At 49.6% G+C, this 24,544-nt stretch carries 31 protein-coding genes; 28 read left to right on the forward strand and 3 right to left on the reverse strand.

The window, feature by feature from the left end:
• Nucleotides 1-33 precede the first annotated feature (33 nt).
• The 26 genes from L5656_RS01480 to L5656_RS01605 all read left to right on the forward strand — a co-directional run bounded on the left by L5656_RS01480 (nt 34) and on the right by L5656_RS01605 (nt 18,875).
• Nucleotides 34-471 carry a nicotinate-nucleotide--dimethylbenzimidazole phosphoribosyltransferase gene (locus tag L5656_RS01480; RefSeq protein WP_297197988.1) on the forward strand — a complete coding sequence of 146 codons (438 nt, stop codon included), beginning with the start codon at nt 34-36 and terminating at the stop codon, nt 469-471.
• Between the two features lie 24 nt (nt 472-495).
• Complete coding sequence (locus L5656_RS01485; protein ID WP_297197990.1) at nt 496-1,062, forward strand: ECF transporter S component; 567 nt, start codon at nt 496-498, stop codon at nt 1,060-1,062.
• The gene (locus L5656_RS01490) at nt 1,019-1,780 is read left to right on the forward strand and encodes an AIR synthase related protein (RefSeq protein WP_297197992.1); all 762 of its coding nucleotides are present in this window, start codon (nt 1,019-1,021) and stop codon (nt 1,778-1,780) included. The genes L5656_RS01485 and L5656_RS01490 overlap by 44 nt, the downstream gene beginning before the upstream one ends.
• A gap of 232 nt (nt 1,781-2,012) precedes the next feature.
• Nucleotides 2,013-2,405 (forward strand): YlxM family DNA-binding protein, encoded by a 393-nt coding sequence (gene ylxM, locus L5656_RS01495; RefSeq protein WP_297197993.1) that lies wholly within the window; start codon nt 2,013-2,015, stop codon nt 2,403-2,405.
• Nucleotides 2,405-3,754, forward strand: coding sequence for a signal recognition particle protein (gene ffh, locus L5656_RS01500; protein WP_297197995.1), 1,350 nt, complete (start codon nt 2,405-2,407; stop codon nt 3,752-3,754). The genes ylxM and ffh overlap by 1 nt, the downstream gene beginning before the upstream one ends.
• A gap of 80 nt (nt 3,755-3,834) precedes the next feature.
• Nucleotides 3,835-4,107 (forward strand): 30S ribosomal protein S16, encoded by a 273-nt coding sequence (gene rpsP / locus L5656_RS01505; protein ID WP_297197997.1) that lies wholly within the window; start codon nt 3,835-3,837, stop codon nt 4,105-4,107.
• A gap of 24 nt (nt 4,108-4,131) precedes the next feature.
• A complete protein-coding gene (locus L5656_RS01510; RefSeq protein WP_084664800.1) occupies nt 4,132-4,359 on the forward strand; it encodes a KH domain-containing protein in 228 nt (75 codons plus the stop codon).
• Between the two features lie 4 nt (nt 4,360-4,363).
• Nucleotides 4,364-4,876, forward strand: a complete 513-nt coding sequence (rimM, locus tag L5656_RS01515) for a ribosome maturation factor RimM (protein ID WP_297198004.1) — start codon at nt 4,364-4,366, stop codon at nt 4,874-4,876.
• A gap of 14 nt (nt 4,877-4,890) precedes the next feature.
• Nucleotides 4,891-5,640 carry a tRNA (guanosine(37)-N1)-methyltransferase TrmD gene (gene trmD / locus L5656_RS01520; protein WP_297198007.1) on the forward strand — a complete coding sequence of 250 codons (750 nt, stop codon included), beginning with the start codon at nt 4,891-4,893 and terminating at the stop codon, nt 5,638-5,640.
• 19 nt (nt 5,641-5,659) lie between these two features.
• Nucleotides 5,660-6,001, forward strand: coding sequence for a 50S ribosomal protein L19 (gene rplS, locus L5656_RS01525; protein WP_297198011.1), 342 nt, complete (start codon nt 5,660-5,662; stop codon nt 5,999-6,001).
• 60 nt (nt 6,002-6,061) lie between these two features.
• Nucleotides 6,062-6,592, forward strand: a complete 531-nt coding sequence (lepB, locus tag L5656_RS01530; RefSeq protein WP_297198014.1) for a signal peptidase I — start codon at nt 6,062-6,064, stop codon at nt 6,590-6,592.
• A gap of 2 nt (nt 6,593-6,594) precedes the next feature.
• Entirely contained in the window at nt 6,595-7,380 is a 786-nt protein-coding gene (ylqF, locus tag L5656_RS01535; RefSeq protein WP_297198017.1) for a ribosome biogenesis GTPase YlqF, read from the forward strand.
• A 39-nt stretch (nt 7,381-7,419) separates the two neighbouring features.
• The gene (locus L5656_RS01540) at nt 7,420-8,082 is read left to right on the forward strand and encodes a response regulator (protein WP_297198020.1); all 663 of its coding nucleotides are present in this window, start codon (nt 7,420-7,422) and stop codon (nt 8,080-8,082) included.
• A gap of 11 nt (nt 8,083-8,093) precedes the next feature.
• Nucleotides 8,094-8,693 (forward strand): ribonuclease HII, encoded by a 600-nt coding sequence (locus L5656_RS01545; protein ID WP_297198023.1) that lies wholly within the window; start codon nt 8,094-8,096, stop codon nt 8,691-8,693.
• A gap of 80 nt (nt 8,694-8,773) precedes the next feature.
• Nucleotides 8,774-9,133 carry an NADH-quinone oxidoreductase subunit A gene (locus L5656_RS01550; protein ID WP_428849291.1) on the forward strand — a complete coding sequence of 120 codons (360 nt, stop codon included), beginning with the start codon at nt 8,774-8,776 and terminating at the stop codon, nt 9,131-9,133.
• On the forward strand, nt 9,094-9,630 hold the full coding sequence (locus L5656_RS01555; RefSeq protein WP_428849289.1) for an NADH-quinone oxidoreductase subunit B: 537 nt from the start codon (nt 9,094-9,096) through the stop codon (nt 9,628-9,630). The genes L5656_RS01550 and L5656_RS01555 overlap by 40 nt, the downstream gene beginning before the upstream one ends.
• A complete protein-coding gene (locus L5656_RS01560) occupies nt 9,627-10,166 on the forward strand; it encodes an NADH-quinone oxidoreductase subunit C (protein ID WP_297198028.1) in 540 nt (179 codons plus the stop codon). The genes L5656_RS01555 and L5656_RS01560 overlap by 4 nt, the downstream gene beginning before the upstream one ends.
• Nucleotides 10,166-11,278 carry an NADH-quinone oxidoreductase subunit D gene (locus L5656_RS01565; protein WP_297198033.1) on the forward strand — a complete coding sequence of 371 codons (1,113 nt, stop codon included), beginning with the start codon at nt 10,166-10,168 and terminating at the stop codon, nt 11,276-11,278. The genes L5656_RS01560 and L5656_RS01565 overlap by 1 nt, the downstream gene beginning before the upstream one ends.
• Nucleotides 11,279-11,315: 37 nt before the next feature.
• Nucleotides 11,316-12,332 (forward strand): NADH-quinone oxidoreductase subunit NuoH, encoded by a 1,017-nt coding sequence (gene nuoH / locus L5656_RS01570; RefSeq protein WP_297198036.1) that lies wholly within the window; start codon nt 11,316-11,318, stop codon nt 12,330-12,332.
• Nucleotides 12,326-12,772 (forward strand): 4Fe-4S binding protein, encoded by a 447-nt coding sequence (locus L5656_RS01575; protein WP_428849290.1) that lies wholly within the window; start codon nt 12,326-12,328, stop codon nt 12,770-12,772. Before nuoH ends, L5656_RS01575 begins: the two co-directional genes overlap by 7 nt.
• A 33-nt stretch (nt 12,773-12,805) precedes the next feature.
• Nucleotides 12,806-13,315 carry an NADH-quinone oxidoreductase subunit J family protein gene (locus L5656_RS01580; RefSeq protein ID WP_297198042.1) on the forward strand — a complete coding sequence of 170 codons (510 nt, stop codon included), beginning with the start codon at nt 12,806-12,808 and terminating at the stop codon, nt 13,313-13,315.
• On the forward strand, nt 13,312-13,620 hold the full coding sequence (nuoK, locus tag L5656_RS01585; RefSeq protein WP_297198045.1) for an NADH-quinone oxidoreductase subunit NuoK: 309 nt from the start codon (nt 13,312-13,314) through the stop codon (nt 13,618-13,620). Before L5656_RS01580 ends, nuoK begins: the two co-directional genes overlap by 4 nt.
• A gap of 43 nt (nt 13,621-13,663) precedes the next feature.
• Nucleotides 13,664-15,547: an NADH-quinone oxidoreductase subunit L gene (gene nuoL, locus L5656_RS01590; protein WP_297198048.1), complete on the forward strand. Its 1,884-nt coding sequence runs from the start codon at nt 13,664-13,666 to the stop codon at nt 15,545-15,547.
• Nucleotides 15,544-17,073, forward strand: a complete 1,530-nt coding sequence (locus L5656_RS01595) for a complex I subunit 4 family protein (protein WP_297198051.1) — start codon at nt 15,544-15,546, stop codon at nt 17,071-17,073. Before nuoL ends, L5656_RS01595 begins: the two co-directional genes overlap by 4 nt.
• Nucleotides 17,073-18,500: an NADH-quinone oxidoreductase subunit N gene (locus L5656_RS01600; RefSeq protein WP_297198053.1), complete on the forward strand. Its 1,428-nt coding sequence runs from the start codon at nt 17,073-17,075 to the stop codon at nt 18,498-18,500. The genes L5656_RS01595 and L5656_RS01600 overlap by 1 nt, the downstream gene beginning before the upstream one ends.
• Before the next feature lie 12 nt (nt 18,501-18,512).
• Nucleotides 18,513-18,875: a YraN family protein gene (locus L5656_RS01605; RefSeq protein ID WP_297198055.1), complete on the forward strand. Its 363-nt coding sequence runs from the start codon at nt 18,513-18,515 to the stop codon at nt 18,873-18,875.
• Nucleotides 18,876-18,928: 53 nt separating this feature from the next.
• Here L5656_RS01605 and L5656_RS01610 read toward each other — a convergent pair whose 3' ends face one another.
• Both L5656_RS01610 and L5656_RS01615 read right to left on the reverse strand, forming a co-directional pair.
• Nucleotides 18,929-20,239 carry a histone deacetylase family protein gene (locus L5656_RS01610; protein ID WP_297198058.1) on the reverse strand — a complete coding sequence of 437 codons (1,311 nt, stop codon included), beginning with the start codon at nt 20,237-20,239 and terminating at the stop codon, nt 18,929-18,931.
• A gap of 53 nt (nt 20,240-20,292) precedes the next feature.
• Nucleotides 20,293-21,987, reverse strand: a complete 1,695-nt coding sequence (locus tag L5656_RS01615) for a hydantoinase/oxoprolinase family protein (RefSeq protein ID WP_297198062.1) — start codon at nt 21,985-21,987, stop codon at nt 20,293-20,295.
• 147 nt (nt 21,988-22,134) lie between these two features.
• On the opposite strand from L5656_RS01615, the gene L5656_RS01620 reads away from it, so the two are divergent.
• Entirely contained in the window at nt 22,135-23,142 is a 1,008-nt protein-coding gene (locus tag L5656_RS01620) for an isocitrate/isopropylmalate dehydrogenase family protein (protein WP_297198065.1), read from the forward strand.
• Nucleotides 23,143-23,178: 36 nt separating this feature from the next.
• The gene (locus L5656_RS01625; RefSeq protein ID WP_297198068.1) at nt 23,179-23,859 is read left to right on the forward strand and encodes a metallophosphoesterase; all 681 of its coding nucleotides are present in this window, start codon (nt 23,179-23,181) and stop codon (nt 23,857-23,859) included.
• 43 nt (nt 23,860-23,902) lie between these two features.
• Here L5656_RS01625 and L5656_RS01630 read toward each other — a convergent pair whose 3' ends face one another.
• Nucleotides 23,903-24,427: a ferredoxin domain-containing protein gene (locus L5656_RS01630; protein ID WP_297198071.1), complete on the reverse strand. Its 525-nt coding sequence runs from the start codon at nt 24,425-24,427 to the stop codon at nt 23,903-23,905.
• Nucleotides 24,428-24,544 lie beyond the last annotated feature (117 nt).

A 24,544-nucleotide genomic window follows, 5' to 3' on the forward strand; every position in this document is an offset into this window, starting at 1 on the left:
TCTTTCCACGCTTAAAATTTTAAAAATCGTGTCTTGACAAAGGGGTCCACCTTAAAGGTCCGGGTTATTGAGAGGGCCCTCGAGCTACATAAACCCGATCCCCGGGACCCCATAGATGTTTTGGCCAAAGTAGGTGGATTTGAAATCGGCGGGATAGCAGGACTCATCTTAGGGGCGGCGTACCACCGGGTACCGGTGGTTATAGATGGGTTTATATCTTCTGCAGGGGCTCTCCTTGCTCAAGGGTTAGCCCCTTCTTGCGTGGATTACATGTTCGCCGGGCATCTCTCTAAAGAGCCGGGGCATAAGTTTATGCTGCAGAGATTAGGCCTTAAGCCCCTCCTCGACCTTAACTTAAGGTTGGGAGAAGGTACCGGTGCTGCCCTGGCTATGAATATTATAGAAGCCGCTGCCCAGGTGATAGGTAAGATGCTCACCTTCGAGGAAGCAGGGGTGTCGAGAAGCAAATAAAGGGAAGGAGGAGTCTTTACAAATATGTCATATACTTCTTGGAGTGCTCGGAGAATAGCCTATATAGCCATGTTTGTAGCCCTCTCGGCGGTAGGTGCCTACCTAAAGGTGCCCAGCTTTATCGGGACTCCGGCTCTAGATTCCTTCCCCGGTTTCCTCGGTGCCCTATTGCTCGGTCCTCGTGATGGAGCCCTCATAGCCTTTTTAGGGCATCTATTTACCGCACTGACGGCCGGATTTCCCCTGACCCCGCCCCTCCACCTATTTATTGCGGCTGGCATGGCTGTCATCACAGCCCTTTTTGCTTTCCTTGCTTCCTATTCCGTTCCTGTCGGTGCGGTAACGGCCATATTTTTAAACAGCGTTCTCTTGCCAGCTTTATTTATTCCTTTGCCAGGGTTCGGGAAGGGCTTTCTTATCGCCGTTTTAGTTCCCCTTTTAGTGGCTTCTACCCTTAATATTGTTGTGGCTCTATTTATTTTTACCAGCCTGCGGTCTGTATTCCCCAACAGTTGGGTGTTGTTGCGACGGCGGAAGGAGAGTAGGCATGAGCATAAGGAAATACCGGGATCTCACTTTGATAGATCTTAGCGATGATAAAGTCTTAGTAATAGCTTGCGATTCTTGCGGAGCAGTAGGGCCTAAGGAGGGGGATGTGGTAAAGGTTCCCGGGTATGTAGTAGGCCGTTTTACCAGTCGTGTAGCCCTGATGGAAGTCCTGGCTGCTGGGGCATGGCCGATCTGCGTTGTGGATACCTTGTGTGTAGAACCCTTCCCTACCGGAGCTGACGTACAGCGCGGAATTATAGATGAATTGCGGTTTTTAAGGGTGGATCCAGAGGCTTTGCTTACTGGAAGCACAGAGAAGAATATACCCACTTCCCAATCAGGAGTAGGAGTAACCGTTATCGGCATAGCTTCTAAAGAACAGTTGCGGATCGGCCGCTTGAGGGCCGGAGATTCCCTTGCGCTTTTCGGATTACCCAAGGTAGGAACTGAGGTTTCTCTGGGCGATCCGGAGATAGCGGACTTATCGACAATAATGCTCTTACTTTCCAGTAACCAAGTAAGAGAGATAGTCCCGGTCGGCTCGCGGGGCATAAAAGCCGAAGCTGAAACATTAGCTCTACTCAACGACCTGGAGCTTGTATGGTACGGAATCTCGGATGAAGTAGACCTTTACAAATCGGCCGGTCCTGCCACCTGTCTATTGGCGGCCGGGGAGGAGGCTACTTTAAAAGTTCTGGGAGAGAAAGCTAAAAAGCCCTTTCTTTTGTTAGGTAATTTGATTCCCAATTCTAAAGTCTAGCCTCTCACCAATACTACATGAAGACCTTCTATGTCAATAGGGGGACTGGCCGGGTATGAGCGAAGATGCTGTAGTTCAAATCAAGCGTCAGGTAATAGAGCCTTTAGAGAAGGAGGATCCAGGCGCCTGGCTTAAGGCGGGGATACCGCTACCACTTCCCACTTGGAGTTGACACTAACCCTGTCAAAGCTTTAACCTTGACGGCCCTGAAAAGAGAGGATATAATAAACCCATGGGCGATGTCCTAGACCGCATGACACGGATAGGCAGGCTGTACGATTTTTATGGACCTTTGCTTACTCCCAAGCAGCGGCAGTGGCTTGAGCTGCATTACCATCATGATCTCTCTTTAGGAGAGATCGCTGCGGAGTGCCGGGTAAGCCGTCAGGCCGTCCATGATGGCCTACAACGTGCGGAAAAAGCCTTAGAAGATTACGAAGCCCGCCTGGGCTATTTAGAAAGATATTTAAGGGAAAGGAAGAAGTTAGAAGAAATAAGACGTGAGCTACATAACTTCCGTGAGAAAGGATCCTGGGAAAACTTCAATAAGGCCTTGGAATTGCTGGAACAGCTTCTTGGATGGCCAGCAGGCGGGGGTACCCCGGAGCAAAAGGAGGGATCATGATGGCAATATTTACTTCACTGGCCGAAAAGCTGCAAAATACTCTACGGAAACTTAAAAGTAAGGGAAAGCTAAGTGAAACGGACGTAAACGAAGCTTTAAGGGAAATAAGGCTAGCCCTCCTCGAGGCAGATGTTAACTTCAAGGTGGTAAAGGAATTCTTAGCTAAGGTCAAGGAACGTGCTGTGGGGCAAGAGGTTCTCGGGAGCCTCACACCGGGCCAGCAAGTTGTAAAGATAGTGTACGAAGAACTGACGAATTTAATGGGAAGCGAAGGGAATAAGCTTAATTGGGCAAGCCGTCCGCCCACAGTTATTGTACTGGCTGGTCTTCAAGGTTCTGGAAAAACTACTACAGCGGCTAAACTTGCCTACTTTTGTCAGAAGCAAGGCCGGCATCCGTTGCTGGTGGCTGCCGATGTTTATCGTCCGGCCGCAATAGAGCAGCTAAAAGTGCTGGGACAGCAGTACCGGCTTTCTGTGTTTAGTATGGAGGGAAGACATGATCCGGTGGATATTAGCCGCCTGAGCGTGGAGCAGGCGGTAAGTTCGGGGTATGACACGGTAATAGTGGATACGGCGGGACGCCTTCACATTGATGAAGAGATGATGGGTGAACTTAAGGCTATAAAGGAGGCTGTCCAGCCCCATGAGGTATTGTTGGTTTTGGATGCCATGACCGGGCAGGATGCAGTGAAAGTGGCGGAGGCCTTCCACCAGCAGGTTGGACTAACGGGGATAATTTTAACCAAGCTAGATGGCGATGCCCGGGGCGGTGCGGCCCTTTCTGTACGCGCCGTTACCGGTTGCCCTATAAAATTTATCGGCGTGGGAGAAAAGGTGGAAGCTTTAGAGCCCTTCCACCCGGACCGTATAGCGGGCAGGATCTTGGGAATGGGAGATGTTTTAACTATAATTGAAAAGGCTCAAGCTGCCTTTGACCAGTCTCAGGCCCGCGAGTTTCAGCGCAAGATCCGGCAAAAGGAGTTTACGCTGGAGGATTTTCTGGCGCAGTTAAAGCAAATAAAGAAGATGGGCTCTTTAGACGAGCTTGTAAGTTTATTTCCGGGGAGCGGCCCCTTCAAACAGTTAAAGGACCTTCAATTTGATGAGCGCGAGCTCCTCCATATGGAAGCTATAATCCAGTCTATGACGCCTGAAGAAAGACGTAATCCCTCTATCATTAACGCAAGCCGGAAAAGGCGTATCGCTGCAGGAAGCGGAACTAGCGTGCAAGATGTAAATCGGCTGCTCCGCCAGTTTGGTGAAGCCCAGAAGTTAATTGAGCGCTTGGGCGAGGTTAGCTCGAGTAAAAGGTTTAAGGGGAAGGGATTGTTTCCCTTTTTAAGTTAAACTTACAAAGCTAAAAATCGGGGCAGTACCGGTTTACAGCTTAAAATAGCTTAAACTTTGTAAGGAGGTGAAAAGGAGGAGTGGCCACCCGGATAAGGCTTAAGAGGATGGGTGCTAAGAAATCTCCCTTTTACCGGCTAGTAGTAGCTGATGCGCGTGCTCCGCGGGATGGCCGGGTCATAGAAGAGCTTGGATACTACAATCCTGTGTGCGAACCAGAGGAAATAAAGGTGGATGAAGAGAAAGCTCTCCGGTGGCTTAGAGTGGGAGCCCAGCCCTCAGAGACAGCCCGAGCACTTTTGGAGAAGGCAGGGGTATGGCAGAAATTCCTGGCTTCTAAACAGGCTAAGTAGTTAACTCATAGGAGGTGCCAACAGGTGAAGGAACTAGTGGAAACTTTGGCTAAGGCTTTGGTTGACAATCCAGACCAAGTAAGTGTAACTCAGATTGAAGGGGAAAAATCGGTGATTTTAGAATTGAGGGTGGCGCCCTCAGATATGGGAAAGGTTATAGGTAAGCAGGGTCGGATCGCCAGGGCTATCCGTACCGTGGTTAAGGCAGCGGCTGCCCGGGAGGGCAAACGGGTAGTGGTGGAGATTATTTAACGTTATGGATACAAAACGTGTAGCAGTGGGAAAAATATTGACAACCCACGGCCACCGTGGTGAAGTTAAAATCTGGCCGTGGACGGACTTCCCGCAGCGGTTCCGGCCGGGTACCAAGTTGTGGTTACGTTCCCGCCAAGGGAGCGAGCGGGTAACGATAACCAGCAGCCGTCCCCACGGCAGGCACCTTATTCTTAAGTTTGCAGAGATACCTGATATGGCGGCAGCAGAAAGATTGCGTAATGCTATTCTGGAGGTAGATCCGTGGGAGGTAGAACCTCTACCACCCGGCCGGTATTATGTTTTTCAGCTTATCGACTGCGAGGTATTTACGGTAGAGGGAGAGTTCTTGGGTAAGCTTAAAGATGTCCAGAAAACAGGTGCAAATGATGTATTTGTGGTAGTTACTCGAGAGGGTAGGGAGATTTTGCTTCCTGCCTTAAAAAAAGTGGTAAAAGAGATAGATATACACAAAAAAATTATCAAGGTTAAGCTGCTACCCGGGCTTCTGGATTGAGGGGGAAAGCTAGAGTGCGGGTGGATGTTCTAACCATTTTCCCCCGTATGTTTACAGGCCCCCTGGATGAAAGTATTATCAAGCGCGCACGGGAAAGGGGTATACTGGAAGTAAATCTAATAGACATACGGGATTTTTCCTTGGATAAGCACCGTACAGTAGATGATTATCCCTATGGCGGGGGGCCGGGGATGATCCTCCGGCCGGAGCCAGTCTTCCGCGCAGTGGAATCACTCCTTGAGAAGGAGCCCGGGAAAAAACCGCCCATAATCCTTTTATCCCCGCAAGGGGAAGTGTTTAACCAAGCCATGGCCCAGGAGCTGGCCAAGGAAGAATGGCTTATCCTCATATGTGGGCATTACGAGGGAGTAGACGAAAGGATAAGGGCTTATCTTGCCACCCGAGAAATATCGATAGGGGATTACGTCCTAACGGGCGGAGAGCTACCGGCCATGGTTTTGATAGACGCCATAACGCGGCTGTTACCCGGAGCAGTAGGAGCTGAGGATGGGCTTAACGAGGATTCTTTTTCCTGGGGTATTTTGGAATATCCACAGTATACCCGTCCCCGTTCATTCCGGGGATTAGAGGTACCTGAGGTTCTCCTTTCAGGCGATCACGAAAAAATAAGGGTCTGGCGCCGTAAGAAGGCTTTAGAGAGGACCTTGCTCAAAAGGCCGGATCTTTTAGAAAAGGTTTCATTAACGGAGGAAGATCGCCGTTTGTTGGAGGAGATTGTAAAAGAGAATCGAGGAATGATATAATACGGAAGGAGGGTAAGGTATGAACTTATTAGAAAGTGTCGAAAGAGAACAAATGCGGCAGGATATCCCCCCTTTCAAACCTGGGGATACGGTCCGAGTACATGTAAAAGTAATTGAAGGAAACCGCGAGCGTACTCAGGTATTTGAAGGAGTAGTCATCAGTCGCAGGGGGAAAGGGTCGCAGGAAACTTTTACTGTACGGCGGATATCTTACGGTGTGGCAGTGGAGAGGATTTTCCTTTTACATTCTCCACGTATCGAGCGGATTGAAGTAGTACGGCGAGGAGATGTGCGCAGGGCCAAGCTTTATTACCTGCGTGAACGCAAAGGCAAAGCAGCGCGGATAAGAGAGGAAAAATAGCGTAAAGGAACAAGGGGTGGAGAAAGTTACCCCTTGTTTGGTTTTAAAGAGGTGGCGAGGATGAGCGTGGTGGAAGAAAAGAAGGGGGGTTTTTTAACTGAAGTTCTACAGGCCCTCATAACGGCTGCTATATTAGCCTTTATAATCAGGATGTTTTTAATAACTCCCTTTTATATTCCTTCCCGGTCCATGGAGCCGACCCTTTATCCAGGAGACCGGATTCTGGTCAACCGCCTCGCCTATCGCTTTGGCGAACCTCAGAGGGGAGATGTACTGGTTTTCCGCTATCCGTTGGATCCTAGCCGGGATTATGTGAAGAGGGTTATTGCCGTGGGCGGTGACACTATCGAAGCTAAACAAAATAAGATTTATGTTAACGGGCAAGCACTGGAGGAAAGTTATGTCCCTCCAGGGGTGGTATACAACGATTTTGGCCCCATCAAGCTGCCCCCCAACACTTATTTTATGATGGGCGACAACCGTAACATAAGTGCGGACAGCCGGGTTTGGGGGCCTTTGGAAAGAAGGCTTATTATCGGTAAGGCTGTATTGATTTACTGGCCTTTAAATCGTTTGGGGTTTATTAAGTAAAGATGCTTACGTCCTTCGATATTAAGCGTTACTTGAAAATAGTAGACGTAGTCTTGGAAGTAGTGGAGGCCCGTTTACCTGCCTCCAGCCGGCCCTCTGAGCTGGCAAGCGTGCTTAAAGCGAAGGAAGCCATACTGGTCTTGAACAAAGCAGATCTTGCCAATCCCCTGGCTACCAGGCGCTGGCTGGATTATTATAGGGCGCAGGGACAGTTAGCGGTAGATATGAATTCTCAAACAGGAGAGGGTTTGCCCGGACTGAGGCAACTTTTACAGAAGTTAGCGAACGATAAAAAGGAGAAACTCAGCCGGCGGGGCATTTTACACTCACCTCTAAGGGTAATGGTAGTAGGTATTCCTAACGTAGGTAAATCTTCTCTGCTGAACCGTCTCGTAGGTCGAGCAGTGGCGAGGACAGGGGACCGGCCCGGTATCACCCGGGGTCCCCAGTGGGTACGAAAGTTTCAAGAGTGGGAGGTTTTGGATACCCCCGGGATCCTGGGTATTTCCCAAAAACACGAAAGAATAACTCTCCTCCTTTATGCATTAGGCTGCATCCCCGGCCGGGAAGCTCCTCCGGAGAAGGTAGCAGAAGAGTTAATTTATGTTTTACAAGAGCAGGGCTGGCGGAGGCAAGAGGGTTTTGAAGAGATTCTAGATAGCCTGGGAAGAGAACGCGGTTTTTTAAAGCCCGGAGGAGAGGTGGACCGTGTAAAAGCAGCACAGCTTCTCCTCCGGGAATTCCGGCAGGGGAAACTAGGAAGGTTTACCTTGGAGTGGCCGCCTTAGGTATAGTTTGTTTTGTGAAGAGAGGCGGTGAGGGCTCCGGTGAAGGAAAAAATAACGGTTTTGATTGCAGATGATCACCCTTTGATGCGGGAAGGGATAAGGAAGATTCTTTCTTTGGAGCCTCGCATAGTAATTGTTGGTGAGGCTACAGATGGCCGTGCGGTTATAGAACTGGCCAGGGAGCTTAGGCCCCGCATCATCCTGATGGATATAAATCTACCTGTGCTGAACGGACTGGAGGCTGCTAAAGTTATACGCCGCGAGGTGCCCCAGGCGGAAATTATAGTCCTTACCATTCACGAAGAAGAAGAGTACATAATGGAACTTTTTAGAGCCGGTGTGGCGGGGTACCTACTCAAAGACATAAGTGCAGAGGGATTGATCGAGGCCGTATTGCAGGTGGCTCAAGGAGTACCCGTCATTCATCCAGGAGTGACCAGGAAGATGGTACGTCTCCTTACGGAAGTTTCCCAGGCAGGCCGGACAACCCCGGAAACAACCCTTACCCGGAGGGAACGGGAAATTTTAGCCTGCGTGGTGAGGGGGGAATCCAATAAAGATATAGCTAAACGCTTGTTCATTAGTGAAAAAACTGTTAAGAACCATCTGACCCGCATCTTTCGTAAAATTGGAGTACAGGACCGTACGCAGGCAGCGATTTACGCCTTGAAACACGGGCTGACTGATGGTACTCTAGAGTAAGGTGGGTACCGTTGGGAGAGGAGCTCTATCTGTGGGAACAAAGATTGGTAGCCCGGGGTATAAGGTACATAGCCGGCGTGGATGAAGCAGGCCGCGGGCCCTTAGCGGGTCCGGTGGCCGCAGGCGCCGTGATATTACCCCCGGGTTTATTTTTGCCTGGGCTTAAGGACTCCAAGAAGCTTTCACCGCGGGAGCGAGAAGTCTTAGCAGCGGAGATTAAAGCGAAAAGCCTTGCCTGGGCTATAGGCTGGGCTTCGGTGATAGAAATAGATTGCTTGAACATTGCGGTGGCGTCTCGTTTGGCTATGCAGCGAGCAGTGGCTGCTTTAAAGCTGGAGCCCGAACATATTTTAGTAGATGCTTTTACCCTCCCGGGCATACGGATAGCCCAGACGCCTCTTATCAAAGGAGACGCTTTAAGCGCCTCCATAGCTGCGGCTGCCATTTTGGCTAAAGTGGCCAGGGATAAACTGATGGAGAGTTATGACAGGGTTTTTCCGGGCTACGGGTTTGGGAGGCATAAGGGTTATCCTACTATGGAACATCGGGCTGCCTTAGCTGCTTACGGCCCCACACCTATTCATCGGAAAAGTTTCAAATTGGACTGGTAGTTAAGAAGAAGGAATTTACCCGGAAATAGCGAATACATAATACGGTCTTATTTCTATCCGGCTTGGGGAGGTGTTCAAAAATACTATACCAGTACTTGACCGTTGTTGTTTTCCTTGTGGGAGCAGCGGTTGTGGCCTGGGCAGCGTTGGCCGTAAACTGGCTGTTGCGCCCCAAACGGCCGCAGGTTGGTGACCAGAGAGAAACCTATGAATGCGGGCTTAAAACCCAAGGACCGACCTGGGTTCAGTTTAGAATCGGGTATTTTCTCTACGCCCTGATCTTCTTACTTTTTGACGTAGAAACCATTTTTCTTTATCCTTGGGCTGTTAAATTTCAGGTCTTGGGATTGTTCGCTTTCATAGAAATGCTTATTTTTATAGGGATTCTGATCCTTGGCTTATGGTACGCTTGGAAGGAGGGGGGCTTAGAGTGGCTGTAATAAGGCTTAAGCCCCAGGAGCCGGAAGTTCCCCAGAATATTATTTTTGCTTCAGTAGAAAAGCTCTTAAATTATTGCCGGGCACACTCCTTTTGGCCCCTTACCTTCGGCTTGGCCTGCTGCGCCATTGAGATGATGGCTGCAGGTTCAGCCCGTTACGACATTGCAAGATTTGGATATGAAGTATTCCGTCCTTCACCGCGGCATGCCGATCTCATGATCGTGGCCGGAACGGTGACTAAGAAAATGGCTCCGTTAGTAAGACGCTTGTACGACCAGATGCCGGCGCCTAAGTGGGTTTTGGCTATGGGTAGCTGTGCCATCAGCGGAGGGCCTTTTGTTGACTCTTATAATGTAGTCCCTGGAGTGGATACTATCGTTCCCGTAGATGTTTACGTTCCAGGATGTCCTCCGCGGCCGGAAGCTTTAATCTACGGGCTACTAAAACTAAGGGATAAAGTAAAAAATCCTAAACTAGCGCTGGTGAAGCCAAGATGAGAGAAGGACTTAATGTAAAGGATTTAGAAAAGTTGAAGGAGCGTTTCCCCGGCGTAGAAGTTACGGAAGGTATCGATATGAGTACCCTTTGGGTACCGGTAGGACGATTGGTAGAAGTTATGCAGGTTCTGAAGGAAGATTACGGGTTTAACTTTTTAGCTGACCTTACAGGAGTAGATGTGCCGGCAGAAGAGGCGATAATTTTGGTATACCATTTGATGTCCGTGCCAAGCGCTCGGGAAACTAGGGTTAAGGTGAAGCTCCCGCGTAGCGAACCGCGTGCGCCCTCGCTGGTCAGCCTGTGGCCCGCGGCGGAAGTTCAGGAGAGGGAGGCTTTTGATCTTCTGGGGATCATTTTTGAAGGGCACCCCAATTTAAAGCGTATCCTTTGCCCGGATGATTTTGAGGGACATCCCTTGCGTAAGGATTTTACCTTACCCAAGGAAGCCGGTTGGGATCGGAATGGAGGGGACGGCCGCAGCTATCCCCAAACAGAGGGGTTCTGTCAGGGTAGAGCAGAAAGGGGGGAGAGTTAATGAAGCCTAATACTTCGCTGGTTACAGAGGAAATAACGCTTAATATGGGCCCCCAGCACCCCAGCACTCACGGTGTCTACCGCGCGGTTCTTACTCTGGATGGGGAAAAGGTGGTGGGAGTAGAAAACGTCATAGGGTATCTCCACCGGGGTATCGAGAAGTTGGCTGAAGACAGAACCTATACTCAATTCATCCCCTATACCGACCGGTTGGATTATCTGGCCGCCATGCTGAATAATTTAGGTTACGTCCAGGCCGTGGAGAAGTTGATGGGGATTGAGGTGCCGGAACGAGCAGAATATTTACGGATTATCATGGCAGAGCTTTCCCGTATAGCCAGTCACTATGTTATGTTAGCCTCCATGGCTTTGGACCTTTCGGGTTGGACTGCATGGTTTATACCTTTCCGTGATCGTGAGCGGATTTTGGACCTCTTTGAAATGGTGTGCGGCTCCCGTCTGACTTTAAGTTATATGCGCATTGGAGGGGTGGCTGCAGATATACCGCCCGAGTTTGTACCGGCCTTAAAGAGTTTTCTAGCTGAACTTCCCCGAGGACTAGAGGAATTTAATGGTCTGATTACTAATAATGAAATCTTTAAGGCCCGCTGCCAGGGGGTGGGCCGGATAGATCTTGAAACGGCTCTGGCTTACGGCATTACAGGACCCAATTTGAGGGCTTGCGGGCTGCCCTTCGATTTGCGCAAAGTAAAGCCCTACGGGATTTATGATCGCTTCGATTTTGAAGTCCCTGTCCGCCATAATGGCGATACCTACGACCGTTTTGTTATCCGGGTGCTGGAGATAGAGCAGAGCGCGAGGATAATTGAGCAGGCCCTAAGGGATCTGCCAGAGGGTCCTATTATGGCCAAAGTTCCCAGGGTTATAAAACCTCCGCAGGGAGAAGTTTATCACCAGATTGAAGGGGCTAAAGGTATCTTGGGATTTTACGTAGTAAGTGATGGTTCGTCCAAGCCCTATAGAATCCACATCCATAGCCCGTCTTTTGTAAATTTAGGGGCTTTCCCTGTCATGGCCAAAGGAGGCACCATCCAGGACGCTGTAGCTACGCTGGCTTCTATAGATATAGTTCTAGGTGAAGTGGATAGGTAGGCCGCAGTGCCTGAGACGGGATGGAGGTTGAAAGAATATGCTGGATGCTCTTCTTTCAAGTTGGGGATTACCCCTGTGGGCGGTAACTACCATAAGGGCACTCGTATATCTACTGGGGGTTTTAGCTTTTGTCTTTCTTAATGCCATTTATCTAATCTATTTGGAGCGAAAAATCAGCGCTTATATGCAGCAGCGCCTCGGGCCTAACCGTGTTGGTCCTCGCGGTATATTTCAGTCTGTGGCAGACGCCATTAAGCTGTTATGCAAAGAAGATATAATTCCCCGGGAAGCGGACAAGTGGGTATTCCTTGTGGCACCTATAGTCATTTTTATTCCGGCTATAATGGTCTACGCTATTATTCCTTTTGGTCCGGGTATGATCGCTGCCGACCTGAATATAGGAGTGTTTTACTTTCTTGCCGTGGCTTCTACTACAACTATAGCCATACTCATGGGTGGCTGGGCGGGAAACAATAAATATTCTCTTTTGGGGGCCATGAGAACGGTAGCCCAGATGGTAAGTTACGAGATACCTCTGGTGTTCTCTATCTTAGGAGTAGTCATGCTTGTTGGCTCCTTAAAAACCTCGGATATTGTAGCGGCCCAGAAGGAAATTTGGTTCATCTTATTGCAACCGGTAGCGTTTCTTATCTACTTTATAGCTGCAACAGCGGAAGTAAACCGTGGACCTTTTGATCTGGTGGAAGGGGAGCAAGAGATCATAGCGGGCCCCTTCACTGAATTTACCGCTATGCGTTACGCCCTCTTCTACCTGTCAGAGTATACCAATCTTCTCAGCGTCTCGGCTTTGGCAGTGACGCTTTTCTTAGGTGGGTGGCAAGGGCCCTGGTTGCCTCCGTGGTTGTGGTTTATCATTAAGGTTTATATAATGATCCTCCTTTTTATGTGGGTAAGATGGACTTTCCCACGCATCCGGATAGATCATCTCCTGCAGTTTAACTGGAAATTTCTACTACCACTTTCTTTAGTTAATATCTTGGGCACTGGTATAGGTATCAAAGTATACCAGGCCTTGATGACAGGCGGGTGGTAAAATTGTTCGGGCAGGGGCTCCTTAAGGGTTTAAGTATAACATGGCGCTTAGGCTTCGGTAAGGCCATTACCGAACAGTATCCAGAATGGCGCCCTAAGCTTCCGCCCCGTTCACACGGTTCCTTTGTTTTGGAAAAAGAAAAGTGCACGGCTTGTGGAGTATGCGCCGATGCTTGTCCCAATAATGTGATATCTATAGAAAGCCAGCGGGCGGAGAAAAAGCGCCGCCTGACTAAGTACACCATGAAGCTCTGCCAGTGTCTTTTTTGCGGCCTGTGTGTCGAAAGCTGCCCGAGCGGAGCGTTGCGCTTTCGTCCGGATTTTGAACTAGCCTGCTATAATTTTGAGGACACTATTCATGTGCTGGCGGAGGAGGTTGCCTTAGAAGGGGAAGGGGCGAGTGGGGAACCTTCTAGTGTTAAGGAAGCTGGCGTATCTTAAGGTCTTTGGAGGTGGAAAAAGGAGTGGGGGAATATGGGTAGTACCTTGACCTTAGTGGCCTTCTGGATATTGTTCGTTCTGGTGGTGGCCTCGGCCTTAGCCGTTGTTTTACTTCGTAATATCGTACACAGCGCGCTTTATCTGGTTTTAAGTTTTGTCGGAGTAGCAGGCATTTATATACTGCTGGAGGCGGAGTTTTTGGCTGCAGTGCAGATTCTAGTTTATGTGGGAGCAGTCTCTGTTTTGTTAATCTTCGGTGTGATGCTTACAAGGCGCGGAAATATTAGGCAAAGCAACCTTTTTAACGCATTTAGTTTAGCGGCTGGGGTTGTGTCTTTAGCTCTGTGCGTTTTGATAATTTTAGCCTTGGCTCGCACCCCGGCCAGCCTACCCCTTGGTTCCTGGCCGGTGGATACCGTAGGGGCTTTGGCTGAAGCCTTCCTGGGGCCCTTTGTAGTTCCCTTCGAGGTAGCAGCTATTTTGTTGCTAGTAGGGATAGTGGGGGCTATATTGATCGCCAGAGAGGTGAAGGAGGACAAGTGATTACTTTAAATCATTATTTGATGCTTGGCGGAGTCTTGTTTGTTATCGGCCTTTTCGGTGCCTTGGCCAAAAAGAATGCGATAGCTGTGTTGATGGGGATCGAGCTTATGCTTAATGCGGTAAATATTAACCTGGCGGCTTTCAACCGTTTCTTAAATCCGGATAAAGTGGTAGGATTAGTTTTTGCCATCTTTGTTATTGTTGTGGCAGCGGTAGAGGTAGCAGTAGGGCTGGCTATTGTTATTAACTTGTACAGGCAAAGGCTTAATACTAGCGTAGATGAGGCCGACTGGCTTAAATGGTAATTAACTATGCTTGTCGAAATAAGTGAGGTAGGTGGAAGAGGTCATGATCCGATATGCTTGGCTGGTACCTCTTTTTCCGGCCCTTGCTTTTCCAGTGATAGCTTTTATTACCCGCAGGCTTAGAACCCTTAGCGCCCTGGTGGGTATAGGAGCTATAGCAGCATCCTTTGTGCTATCCCTTGGTATTCTATGGGAGACATTAACCTCAGGTGTGACCATGGAAAAGCCTGTAGAATATGCCCTGAGTTGGTTAGCCCTTCCGGGAGCTAAAGATTGGGTTCTTAAAATCGAGGCCGGAGTTTTAGTAGATCCCCTCTCGGCAGTTATGCTATTGGTGGTTACCCTAGTAGCCCTGCTGGTTGAGATTTATTCCGTAGGTTATATGCACGGTGACCCAGGTTTTAGCGTGTTCTTTGGATATTTATCTCTTTTCAGCGCATCGATGCTGGGCTTAGTTTTAGCGAATAACTTCTTTATGATGTTTTTCTTCTGGGAACTGGTGGGGTTGTGTTCCTACCTTCTCATAGGCTTTTATTTTCACAAACCCGAAGCAGCGCGTGCCAGCCTTAAGGCCTTTGTGGTCAATAGGGTGGCCGATTTCGGGTTCATGCTGGGTTTCTTTTACCTCTTCCTTATGTTTAAGACCTTTAACTTCCGGGAGCTTGCTGAAGCCCTTCCGCATGCTCCCCATATGGGCCTTTTGGCCGTGGCCGCTACACTGATTTTTGCAGGACCCATAGGGAAGTCGGCCCAGTTCCCCTTACATGTGTGGCTGCCTGATGCCATGGAAGGGCCTACGCCCGTCAGCGCTTTGATTCATGCGGCTACCATGGTGGCAGCAGGTGTCTACCTCTTGGCGAGAGCCTTTGTATTGTTCGCCAGCATACCTGAAGTCTCTTTGCTTGTGGCTTATGTGGGCGGGTTTACAGCCCTTTTTGCTGCTACCATAGCGTTAACGCAGCGGGATATCAAGCGTATTCTGGCTTACTCCACCATGAGCCAGTTGGGTTACATGATAATGGCTATGGGTGTAGGAAGCATGACGGCTGGAATGTTCCATCTTACTACCCACGCTATTTTTAAAGCCTTGCTTTTCCTGGGAGCGGGCAGTGTCATACACGCGCTACACGAGCAGGATATCTTCCGCATGGGTGGATTGGCCAAAGACATGAAAGTTACTACAGCAACCTTTGTCTTGGGTGCCCTGGCCTTGGCAGGCATTCCGCCCTTAGCCGGCTTTTGGAGCAAGGATGAGATACTCCTAGCTGCTTACTCCAACGGATATACAGGTCTTTATATCCTGGGTACGGTAGTGGCTTTCTTAACGTCGTTCTACATGTTCAGGCTCATATTTGTAGCCTTTTTTGGCAGGCGCCGGGCTGGTCTCCATGGTCACGAATCTCCTAAATGTATGACCGTGCCGCTTATTATCTTAGCTACATTAACTGTGGTAGCCGGCTTCATAGGGGCTCCCTTTGTGCCCCACGGTTTTAGTTCATGGGTTTACTTCGGAGAACCCCATCACTTAGAACCCAATTATTTCGTAATGGTAACATCTACTTTAGTGGCTATTCTGGGGATTTACCTTGCCTGGCTTATCTACGGCAAAGAAGTTATTTCTGCGGAAGCCTTGGCCCAGAGGTGGCGGAGTATCCATACCGTGCTTTATAACAAGTACTATATAGACGAGGCATATCTCTGGTTCTTCCGGCGTGTGGTGCTGGGATTGGCCGAAGCCTTCCACTGGCATGACCGCCATGTAGTGGATGGAATTTTTGATGGGGTAGGGGATACGGTGCGCTGGTCGGGTTATAGGTTGCGCTACCTGCACTCCGGAAGCCTCCCCGTTTACGCCCTAGTATTTTTCGCCGCGGTAGTAGTGTTCGTCCTCTGGGTAGCAACTCCGGTGATAGGAGGGATAAGATGAGCTTTCCGCTTTTGACAGCTATACTCCTTGCTCCTGTAATAGGGATTATACTCATACTCTTTATACCCGAAAGGGAGCAGCTTACCATAAAGATTACGGCAGCAGTAGCCACCTTTATATCTTTAGTACTTTCTATCTATGTTTATGTAGCTTATGATCAGGCAGCCGGCGGCCTACAGTTTTTGGAGGACAGATCCTGGATACCTGCCTTAGGCGTTAATTACTCTGTAGGAGTGGACGGGATAAGTCTTCCGATGGTTTTACTTACCGCCCTGGTGATTTTTACCGGGGTATTCGCCTCCTGGGATATGACCCACAGGGTAAAAGAGTTCTTCCTTTTCCTGCTCATGCTTGTGACGGGAGTGTTCGGGGTATTCATCTCCCGGGATCTCTTCTTTTTCTATCTCTTCTTTGAGGTGGCCGTCATTCCCATGTACCTCCTCATCGGTATATGGGGTAGTACAAGGAAAGAGTACGCAGCTATGAAACTAACCCTTTACCTCTTAGTAGGTAGTGCCTTCGCGCTAATCGGGATAATCGCCCTCTACCTTTACGCTGCCCGCCAACTCGGATACCTTACCTTTGATATACAGACCTTAGCCACTGTACAGTACGATATAGCTTTCCAGAAGTTTGTGTTCTTCCTTTTCCTCATAGGCTTTGGTGTACTGGTACCCATCTGGCCCCTGCACTTGTGGTCTCCAGACGGTCACGTAGCGGCGCCTACTGCGGTAAGTATGCTACACGCAGGTGTACTTATGAAGCTGGGTGCCTACGGCTTGATACGGGTAGGGGTTTTCTTCCTTCCGGAAGGGGCTAAATTCTGGGCTCCCTTGATCGCTGTGCTTTGTATAGTTAATGTGGTCTACGGTGCCATGATAGCCATGGTCCAACGGGATCTTAAGTTTGTCATTGGCTACAGCAGTGTCAGCCACATGGGTTACGTCCTCTTAGGTATAGCCGCACTTAATACTTTAAGCCTAAGCGGAGCTGTAACCCAGATGTTTGCCCACGGCATTATGACGGCCCTCTTCTTTGCCTTAGTGGGAAATATATACCATAAGGCGCATACCAGGGAGATTGCGCGCTTTGGCGGGCTGGCCCATCAGATGCCCCGGGTGGCGGCGGGGTTCTTAATTGGGGGTTTGGCTTCCTTGGGATTACCAGGTCTGCATAACTTTGTGGCCGAATTTCTGATTTTCCTTGGGGCCTTTACCAGAGAACAGGGACTTTTTGGAGGACTTTTGACCTACCGGACCTTGGCTATACTGGCTATCTTAGGAATAGTTATTACGGCCACCTATGTCCTCCGGGTGGTACAGCGGACTTTCTTTGGGCCCAGGAAGGAAGCCTGGGACCATTTGGAGGATGCCCGTGGAGTTGAGATGGTGCCCATTGTGGTGTTATGTGCTACTCTTATACTGTTTGGTCTTTTCCCGTCGCTCATGGGAGACCTAATATATAGCGGTGTGGCTCCCCTAGTAGCTAAGATCGAGGCCGCCGGGACCGTAGGAGGGATCTTCTGATGCCTGTCTGGGAACTTTTGAGTGTGGAACTTCTGACGGCCTTCTTAGGGCTTGGGCTCCTAGTTTTGGGACTTTTGGTACCTAAAGGGCAAAAACGTGGTCTTGGATATCTGGCCGCGCTGGGGTTAGTGGGCATAGCTGCTTTAGCCTTTGCCTTACGGGAAGCCCAAGGTGTGGTCTGGGAAGGGTATATCATTGATCCCTTCGGGACCTATTTTAAGCTTTTGTTTCTGTTTGCAGCTATTCTTACCTGTGTATCATCGTTTGAATATATTGGTCGGCTGGGCAACGGAGAAGGAGAATATTACGCTTTGATCATATTGTCCACGCTGGGCATGATGATTTTGGCCTCGGCGGGCGAACTTATTACCCTGTATCTGGGTCTAGAGCTTATGACCATAAGCTTTTGCATTTTGGCAACCTACCGTAGAGGGGATATGAAATCGGCCGAAGCCGGTATTAAATATATAATACTCGGGGCCCTATCCTCAGCGATTCTACTGTACGGGCTAAGTCTCCTTTACGGGAGCACGGGCAGTACCCTTATCAAGGACATAAGTTTAGTAGTAAATAGTGGTGGCGTCACACCCCTTATGGTAGTAGGGATGATTTTCTTGTTGGGTGGCTTCGCCTTTAAAATGGCTGCCGTACCCTTCCATATGTGGGCGCCGGATGTGTATGAAGGTGCACCCACCCCGGTTACAGCCTTCCTTTCTGTAGCTTCCAAGGCCGCAGCCTTTGCCGCATTTTTGAGGGTGTTCTTCGTGGCGTTGGGTGATAGCCATCCCCTCTGGGCAGAGGTTATAGTAGCTCTAACCATCTTAAGCGTAGTGGTCGGAAATTTGGTAGCCATACCGCAGAAGAATATAAAGAGGCTTTTGGCGTATTCTAGTATTTCCCAAGCGGGCTACCTTTTGCTAGGGATAGTCGCTTTTTCTACCCTGGGCGTAGGAGCGATATTATATCATTCAATGTTATATGTTTTCGCCAATATGGGCGCCTTTATGGTGGCGACCGTCTTCTATAATGCGGACAAAAGTGACGAGATCCAGGATTATGCCGGGCTGGCTCGACGTTCGCCCCTTCTTGCGGCGGTTATGCTTTTCTCACTTTTATCCCTGGCCGGGATACCCCCCCTGGCCGGGTTTGTTAGTAAATTTTATTTGTTCATGGCCGTAATCGACCAGGGTTATATCTGGTTAGCTATTTTAGCTGTACTGATGAGCATGGTATCGGTATATTACTACCTGCAGGTGGTTAAAGTAATGTACTTGGGAGATCCTCCCCCAGGAAGGCCGGCTATTGAGGTACCGTTAGGGGTTCAGATAGCCTTAGCCTGTTCCTTGGCGGTACTATTCCTTTTCGGCATATACCCCACACCACTCACTAATTACGCGTTTAGTAGCGCGGCAGCCTTCTTTCATTAGGGGGTAATCTTATTGAGATGCGCAAGGCGGCGAAAAGGCTGGGAGGGTGAGGAGATAGCGGCCACTTTTCTTAAAGCACAGGGATATTACGTTAGGGAGCGAAATTTCCGCTGCCCCTTGGGTGAGATAGATATTGTGGCTGAGGAAGGCGGGGAGATTGTATTCGTAGAGGTGAAGGCCCGCTCTTCCTCCGCCTTTGGATTTCCTCAAGAATCTGTTGATATGCGTAAACAGGAACGTCTGCGGCGTGTAGCCAGTTTCTATCTTAAGGAAAGGAAGTTGTTCGGGCGTCCTTGCCGTTTCGATGTAGTAGGAGTATGGTTGAACGGCCGGGGGGATGTCGTCAATTTGGAACTTATACGCGGAGCCTTTTAGGAGGGACACGCTATTTAGCCAAACCTTTTACTTGTAGCAAGTAGAGGGAGTTTTTATCTTCTGAGGAGGGTATCGTTCTCCCGGTCCTGTAAAAAGATGGCGGTGTATTTCTTAATATCAGCCCGCCTGTAAAGATTTTCTCCTTCCTCCCTGCAGCGCTTGCAGGTTTTGCGGGGGAGAAAGACGGCCAAAATGTGCTCCCCGCGGTCGGAATAGGAATCTATAAAGGTGAGACCTGGGCATTCGTCACATACTAAAGTTGTTTCTTTCTGAAACTCTAACAAGCCTACCGTATCATAGTAGATGTGGCGCTGCCGCGTAACTTCTTTTTTTCCTCGTACAAGTCTCGCCCGGATGTCTTCGCGGTTTCGCCAGGCTGCGTAGGTCTCTTTACAAAGGCGGGCAATATATTCGCTGATTTCCTTCGGCTGGGAAACCCGGACGGAGCTATAATCGGGTTCACGCACGTAAGAATAATCCAACCCTGCTAGAGCCAGTATTATACCTACATTAACGTAAGGCAGCGCCCCCTCTATAGAGTAGCCCCCTTCCAAGACGGCAATATCCGGTTTTAAGAGTTCGTTCAGCCGCGCGTAACCCTGGGCTGAAAAACGCATATTTGTAATGGGATCGGTGTAATGATTATCCTGCCCGGCAGAATTTATAATGAGGTCGGGCTTGAATTCTTCTAGGACGGGAAGGACTAGATTTTCGATAACGTAAAGGAAACCTTCTTCACCTGTTTCGGGCGGCAAGGGGATATTCAAGGTATACCCGCAGGCGTTAGGGCCGCCAAATTCATTTAAGAAACCTGTACCGGGGTAGAGGGTGCGCCCGTCCTGATGGAGGGATATGAACAAGGTGTCCCTGTAATGCCAGTAAATATCTTGAGTTCCGTCGCCGTGGTGGCAGTCGGTATCCACTATGGCTACTTTTTTAGGACCGTATTTTTGGCGGATGTATTCTATCATTATGGCTTCATTGTTTATGTTACAGAAGCCCCTGTTAGCATATACGATACGGTGAGCGTGGTGGCCGGGAGGCCTGATTATCGCAAAGGCCCGCTCTACCTCCCCCTGGAGGACGGCTTCGGCAGCAGTCATGGCCCCGCCGGCGGCAATGAGGTCCGATTGGGTTACACGGCTTTCTAAATCGGGCACGCAGATATGCACGCGTTCCACATCCCGAGGGCTGGCTAGCTGGGGGCGGTATTCCACGATACCTTCAATGTCCAATATACCCTCTTCCCATATCTGATCTTGGGTGTAAAGAAGGCGCTCCTCGCGCTCTGGATGGGTAGGAGAGATGGCCCAATCATAGGCCGGGAAAAATACTAGACCAACGCGGCGGGGAGCTTTAAGCATCGTGTTTATTCCTCCTTAGGAGGCCTTTTTAATGCGCTTGCTTTGGGTGTATGTTAGACTGGACTAGGTCCTTTAAGGTCTGTGGTAAGGGAGCCCACCAGGCTCATCGGTAATGGTTTATTTTGAACTTTAAGCCGTATATTTTTGCCCACGGTATTAAACCCCCTTACCACATTGAAGACTTGCTCCTCTATCACTTCGAGTTCAGGCTCCGGCTCCGTGTAGCCTATCTCCTTAAGCCGCCTTCTTAAAAACTGAAAGGCCAGGACCTTTGCCTTCTCTACGGTAAAGTGCGCAGGAATACTTTCCTCCCACCCTATCTCGGGGATAAGAACTCTACGTTGTTGAGTATCAGCAAAGACGGTGAGGCTGGCTGTCGGACGGCTTAAGGCCGCACCTATAGCATTGGCTACTCCGGCAAGCTCAGGAACTTCTACTGAAATCCCTAATGCTTTAGACAGAAAAGGCTTAAAGAAGCGTGCAGGTGTCCCGACCACTATGGCCTTGGCAGGCTGTAGTTTGCGCCCCATTAAAATTTCCCTTAGTGTGTAGACAGGCTTTTGGTTAAGCTGGTGAACAAGGTCGCCTACTACCTGAGCTATTCGTTTTGTGAATTCGCTTAGTACAGCTTCTGCAGCAGAATCTATGGATAGGTTAAGGCTATTGGCTACACTCTTTAAGGCCTTACGCGATAGTTCAGCATTCCCAAGGTGAAGAAGACCCAGAACTACTAGGGCATCCGTGGGTGTAGGTGCAGGTCCTCCTAGACAAGCCGGAGGGCCTAATCGTTCCGGACCTATATACAACTGCCCTTCCTTCACTTGAATGCAGCTGTCGCCCCCCAAACCTACAGAATAGGCCAGGAGGGAGCGAACCAGGGTGAGGTGTGGGCCTATTTTGATGCCCTGGGGCTCCAGTAAAGGTAAGCCTTCCATACAGAAGGATATATCTGTGGTAGTGCCTCCTATGTCTAATATCACGGCATCTTCTTCAGTAGGAAGCAGGGCGAGCGCTCCCATTATACTGGCTGCCGGGCCGGAAAGAATAGTTTCTACGGGGACATTTTTAGCTACGGAGAGGGCCAGCGTACCTCCGTCGGCTTTAAGTATAAAAGGCTCTGTGACTAAACCTTTCTTGGCCAGATAGGCTTGTACAGCATCAGCAAACCGGCTAAAGACGCGCCAAACAGCGCTGTTTAAATAAGCGGTGTAGACGCGCCTCGGGAAGCCTAGCCGTCCAGACAGGCGATGTCCTAAGGTGACGAAATCATAATCTCCTTCCAAGAAACGGGCTATACGTAGCTCATGAGTGGGGTTACGGGTGGAAAATTTACCAACAACAGCCAGTGAACGTAAACCCGTAGCCCTGAGCTGTTGTTTAACCCAGTTTAATTCTTGCTCGTTTAATGGGGAGGTTTCACGTCCTCGGTGATCTATGCTACCTTGGATAATAAAATTAAGCTGGCCGCATTGCAAAAAGGACGGATTAAGCCCTGGACCTGGTACTATTATCAAACCTACGGGCTCCGTTTTACCTTCGACAATGGCATTGGTGCATACTGTAGTACTTAAGTTTACCCTATCTATCCCCGAAGTATGGATGCCGTCTAACAGCTCTTCTAAAGCCTCTTCTATGGAAGCTAAAAAGTCGTGACGGGTCGGCTTTTTTACGTAACGCAATACACCATCTTGCGGAGATACGAGCACGGCATCAGTGTGGGTGCCTCCCATATCCAGGCCGACGAACATGATTTTTTTCCTCCCAGTCTATTTTACTTCTTAGGGAGAAAAGGTGGCAAGGGTTGGGCAACCGGACTGGCTGGGGCTAGGCAGTGGGGACGGGATCACGTATAATTAGGGGAGGTAAATTCGCATACAGATGGGGGTGGCTTAGTTTTGCAGCACAAGGTGACTCTGATCCCGGGAGATGGGATTGGGCCGGAGGTTGTTTCTGCGGCTCGGCGGGTACTGGAGGCAAGCGGCGTAAACTTAGAGTGGGAAGTAGTAGAAGCCGGAGAGACGGCCCTTAAAAAGTGTGGAGAGGTATTGCCTCAGGAGGTAATTGAATCTATACGACGTAACAAAGTAGCCCTGAAAGGTCCTATTACTACACCGGTGGGCACGGGTTTCCGAAGTGTAAACGTAGCCTTGCGCCAGGAGCTTGAACTCTATGCCAACGTCCGTCCTTTTCGTAATTGGCCCAACGTCCCTTCCAGGTACCAAGGAGTGGACCTGGTAATATTCCGCGAAAACACGGAGGATCTTTACGCGGGCATAGAACATATGGTAGGCGAGGATGCTGCGGAAAGCATAAAAATTATAACTCGCAAGGGTTCGCAAAGAATAGCTAGAGCTGCCTTCGAATATGCCCGGAAGAACGGGCGCCGCCGGGTTACGGCCGGGCATAAGGCGAATATAATGAAACTTACAGACGGGCTTTTCCTCCGCTGTTTTTATGAAATAGCCCAGGAGTATCCGGAAATAGAAGCTGACGACCGTATTATTGATAACTTAGCTTTACAGCTTGTACAGAAACCCGAACAGTACGATGTGCTGGTGCTTCCCAACCTTTACGGAGATATACTTTCGGATCTCTGTGCCGGACTTGTTGGCGGCCTGGGCGTGGCTCCGGGGGCTAACTTAGGGGAGGATGTGGCGGTGTTTGAGCCCATCCACGGTAGCGCTCCCAAGTACGCAGGTCAAAACAAGGTCAACCCCCTGGCCACTATTCTTTCCGGTGTAATGATGCTGGAATATCTAGGGGAAAAAGAAGCAGCCGAGCGCATACGCCAAGCTATCGTTCAAGTTTTACAGGATGGGCGGTACCTTACCTACGATCTAGGTGGAAACGCAAGCACTCAGGAGATGGCAGACGCCATTGTAAAACAGCTAACCTCGATGTAGTAAAAGGCAAGGAGACCGAAAGGGCGAGAAACAAAGATGGCTCTTTACGCCCTTGGAGACCTTCACCTAGGGAAGGATATGTCCATTTTTGGACCGGAATGGGAAGATCACGAGCAGAGGATTGTAGAAGAATGGGAAAAACGGGTTGGGCCGGAAGACACCGTGTACTTGCTCGGCGATCTCAGTTGGGCTATGAAACTGGAAGAGGCTTTGCCTCATTTAAGATTAATAAAGAGCCTGCCCGGACGAAAGAGGCTGCTTAAGGGTAATCACGATTATTGGTGGCAGACAGAGAAAAAAATGCGGGCCGCTATCCTTGACGAGGAGTTCTCCCTTCTTAAACCAGAAGTGGTAGAGGGCATGGCTATTTGCGGGACCCGGGGCTGGCTAGTTCCGGAGCACCCTCTATTTAACCATGAGACCGATGAAAGGGTTTATCGCCGCGAGCTTATAAGGTTGGAGCGTGCTCTAACGGAGTTGCTCCGTATTCGCCGGCAGGGGGAGCCTATCGTTGTAATGCTCCATTTCCCGCCGGCCCTTTCCGGGGGAATGACCGGTTTCGTAGAGATTATGCTAAAGTACGGTGTAAGCCGGTGCTATTACGCTCATCTTCACGGACCGGACCGGCGGAAGGCCCTAGAAGGTTCTCATTGGGGGATTGAATTTCATTTGGTGTCCGGTGACCATGTCGCCTTTCGCCCGGTGCCAGTTACTTAAGCGTACTGCAATTAAAAGAGGTCCCTTGAAGGAGGGACCTCTTTTAACTAGGGCGATCGAAATAGATATTTTTGCCGGTGGCCGAGAGGGGAATACCTACAGCTACTTCCGCATCTATCAATTTCAGGCGCCGTGCTACAACTCCTATACGGTACATGATGCGGTTGTCTACATTTAAGATGCTGGCCGTTTTAACGGCCGAACCTATGGCTATACCTAAGTCTAAAAGCCGCCATGCACATAATGGGCCTGCAAACTCAGGTCCTTCTTTAAGTTCATCAAGTTCGGCGCAGCGTGAGGCTCCGCAGGCTCCACAGTCAAGGCTGGCCTTTTGGGCATTTTTTAGTCCTATAAGGAGGACGGCTGCAGAGCGCCGTACGTTGTCACCGTCCCGGTCAAAGTTTTTGCGGCCTGTTTGGCGACCGTACTCTACCATGGCATCGGCTAGTTTATCCAGATCTTTACCTTCTAGTATCTCTAGGACAACGAAATCTTTGCCCGCCGCCTTGGGGGCCGTACGGGCGGCTAAAGCCATGAGTTCAGCGGCTGTACGTAGAATATTGGACATGGACCCGCCTCCTTTTTTGAAATGGTTTAAACGGTTTTTTAGAAGGTTTTTCGACAGCGGTTTGCGAAAATCCTCTACGCGGACCTAATGGTTCTGGTATAATTATCCTCGTAGAAA

The sequence above is a fragment of the Thermanaeromonas sp. genome (assembly GCF_021890735.1).
GTDB lineage: Bacteria > Bacillota > DSM-521 > Neomoorellales > Neomoorellaceae > Thermanaeromonas.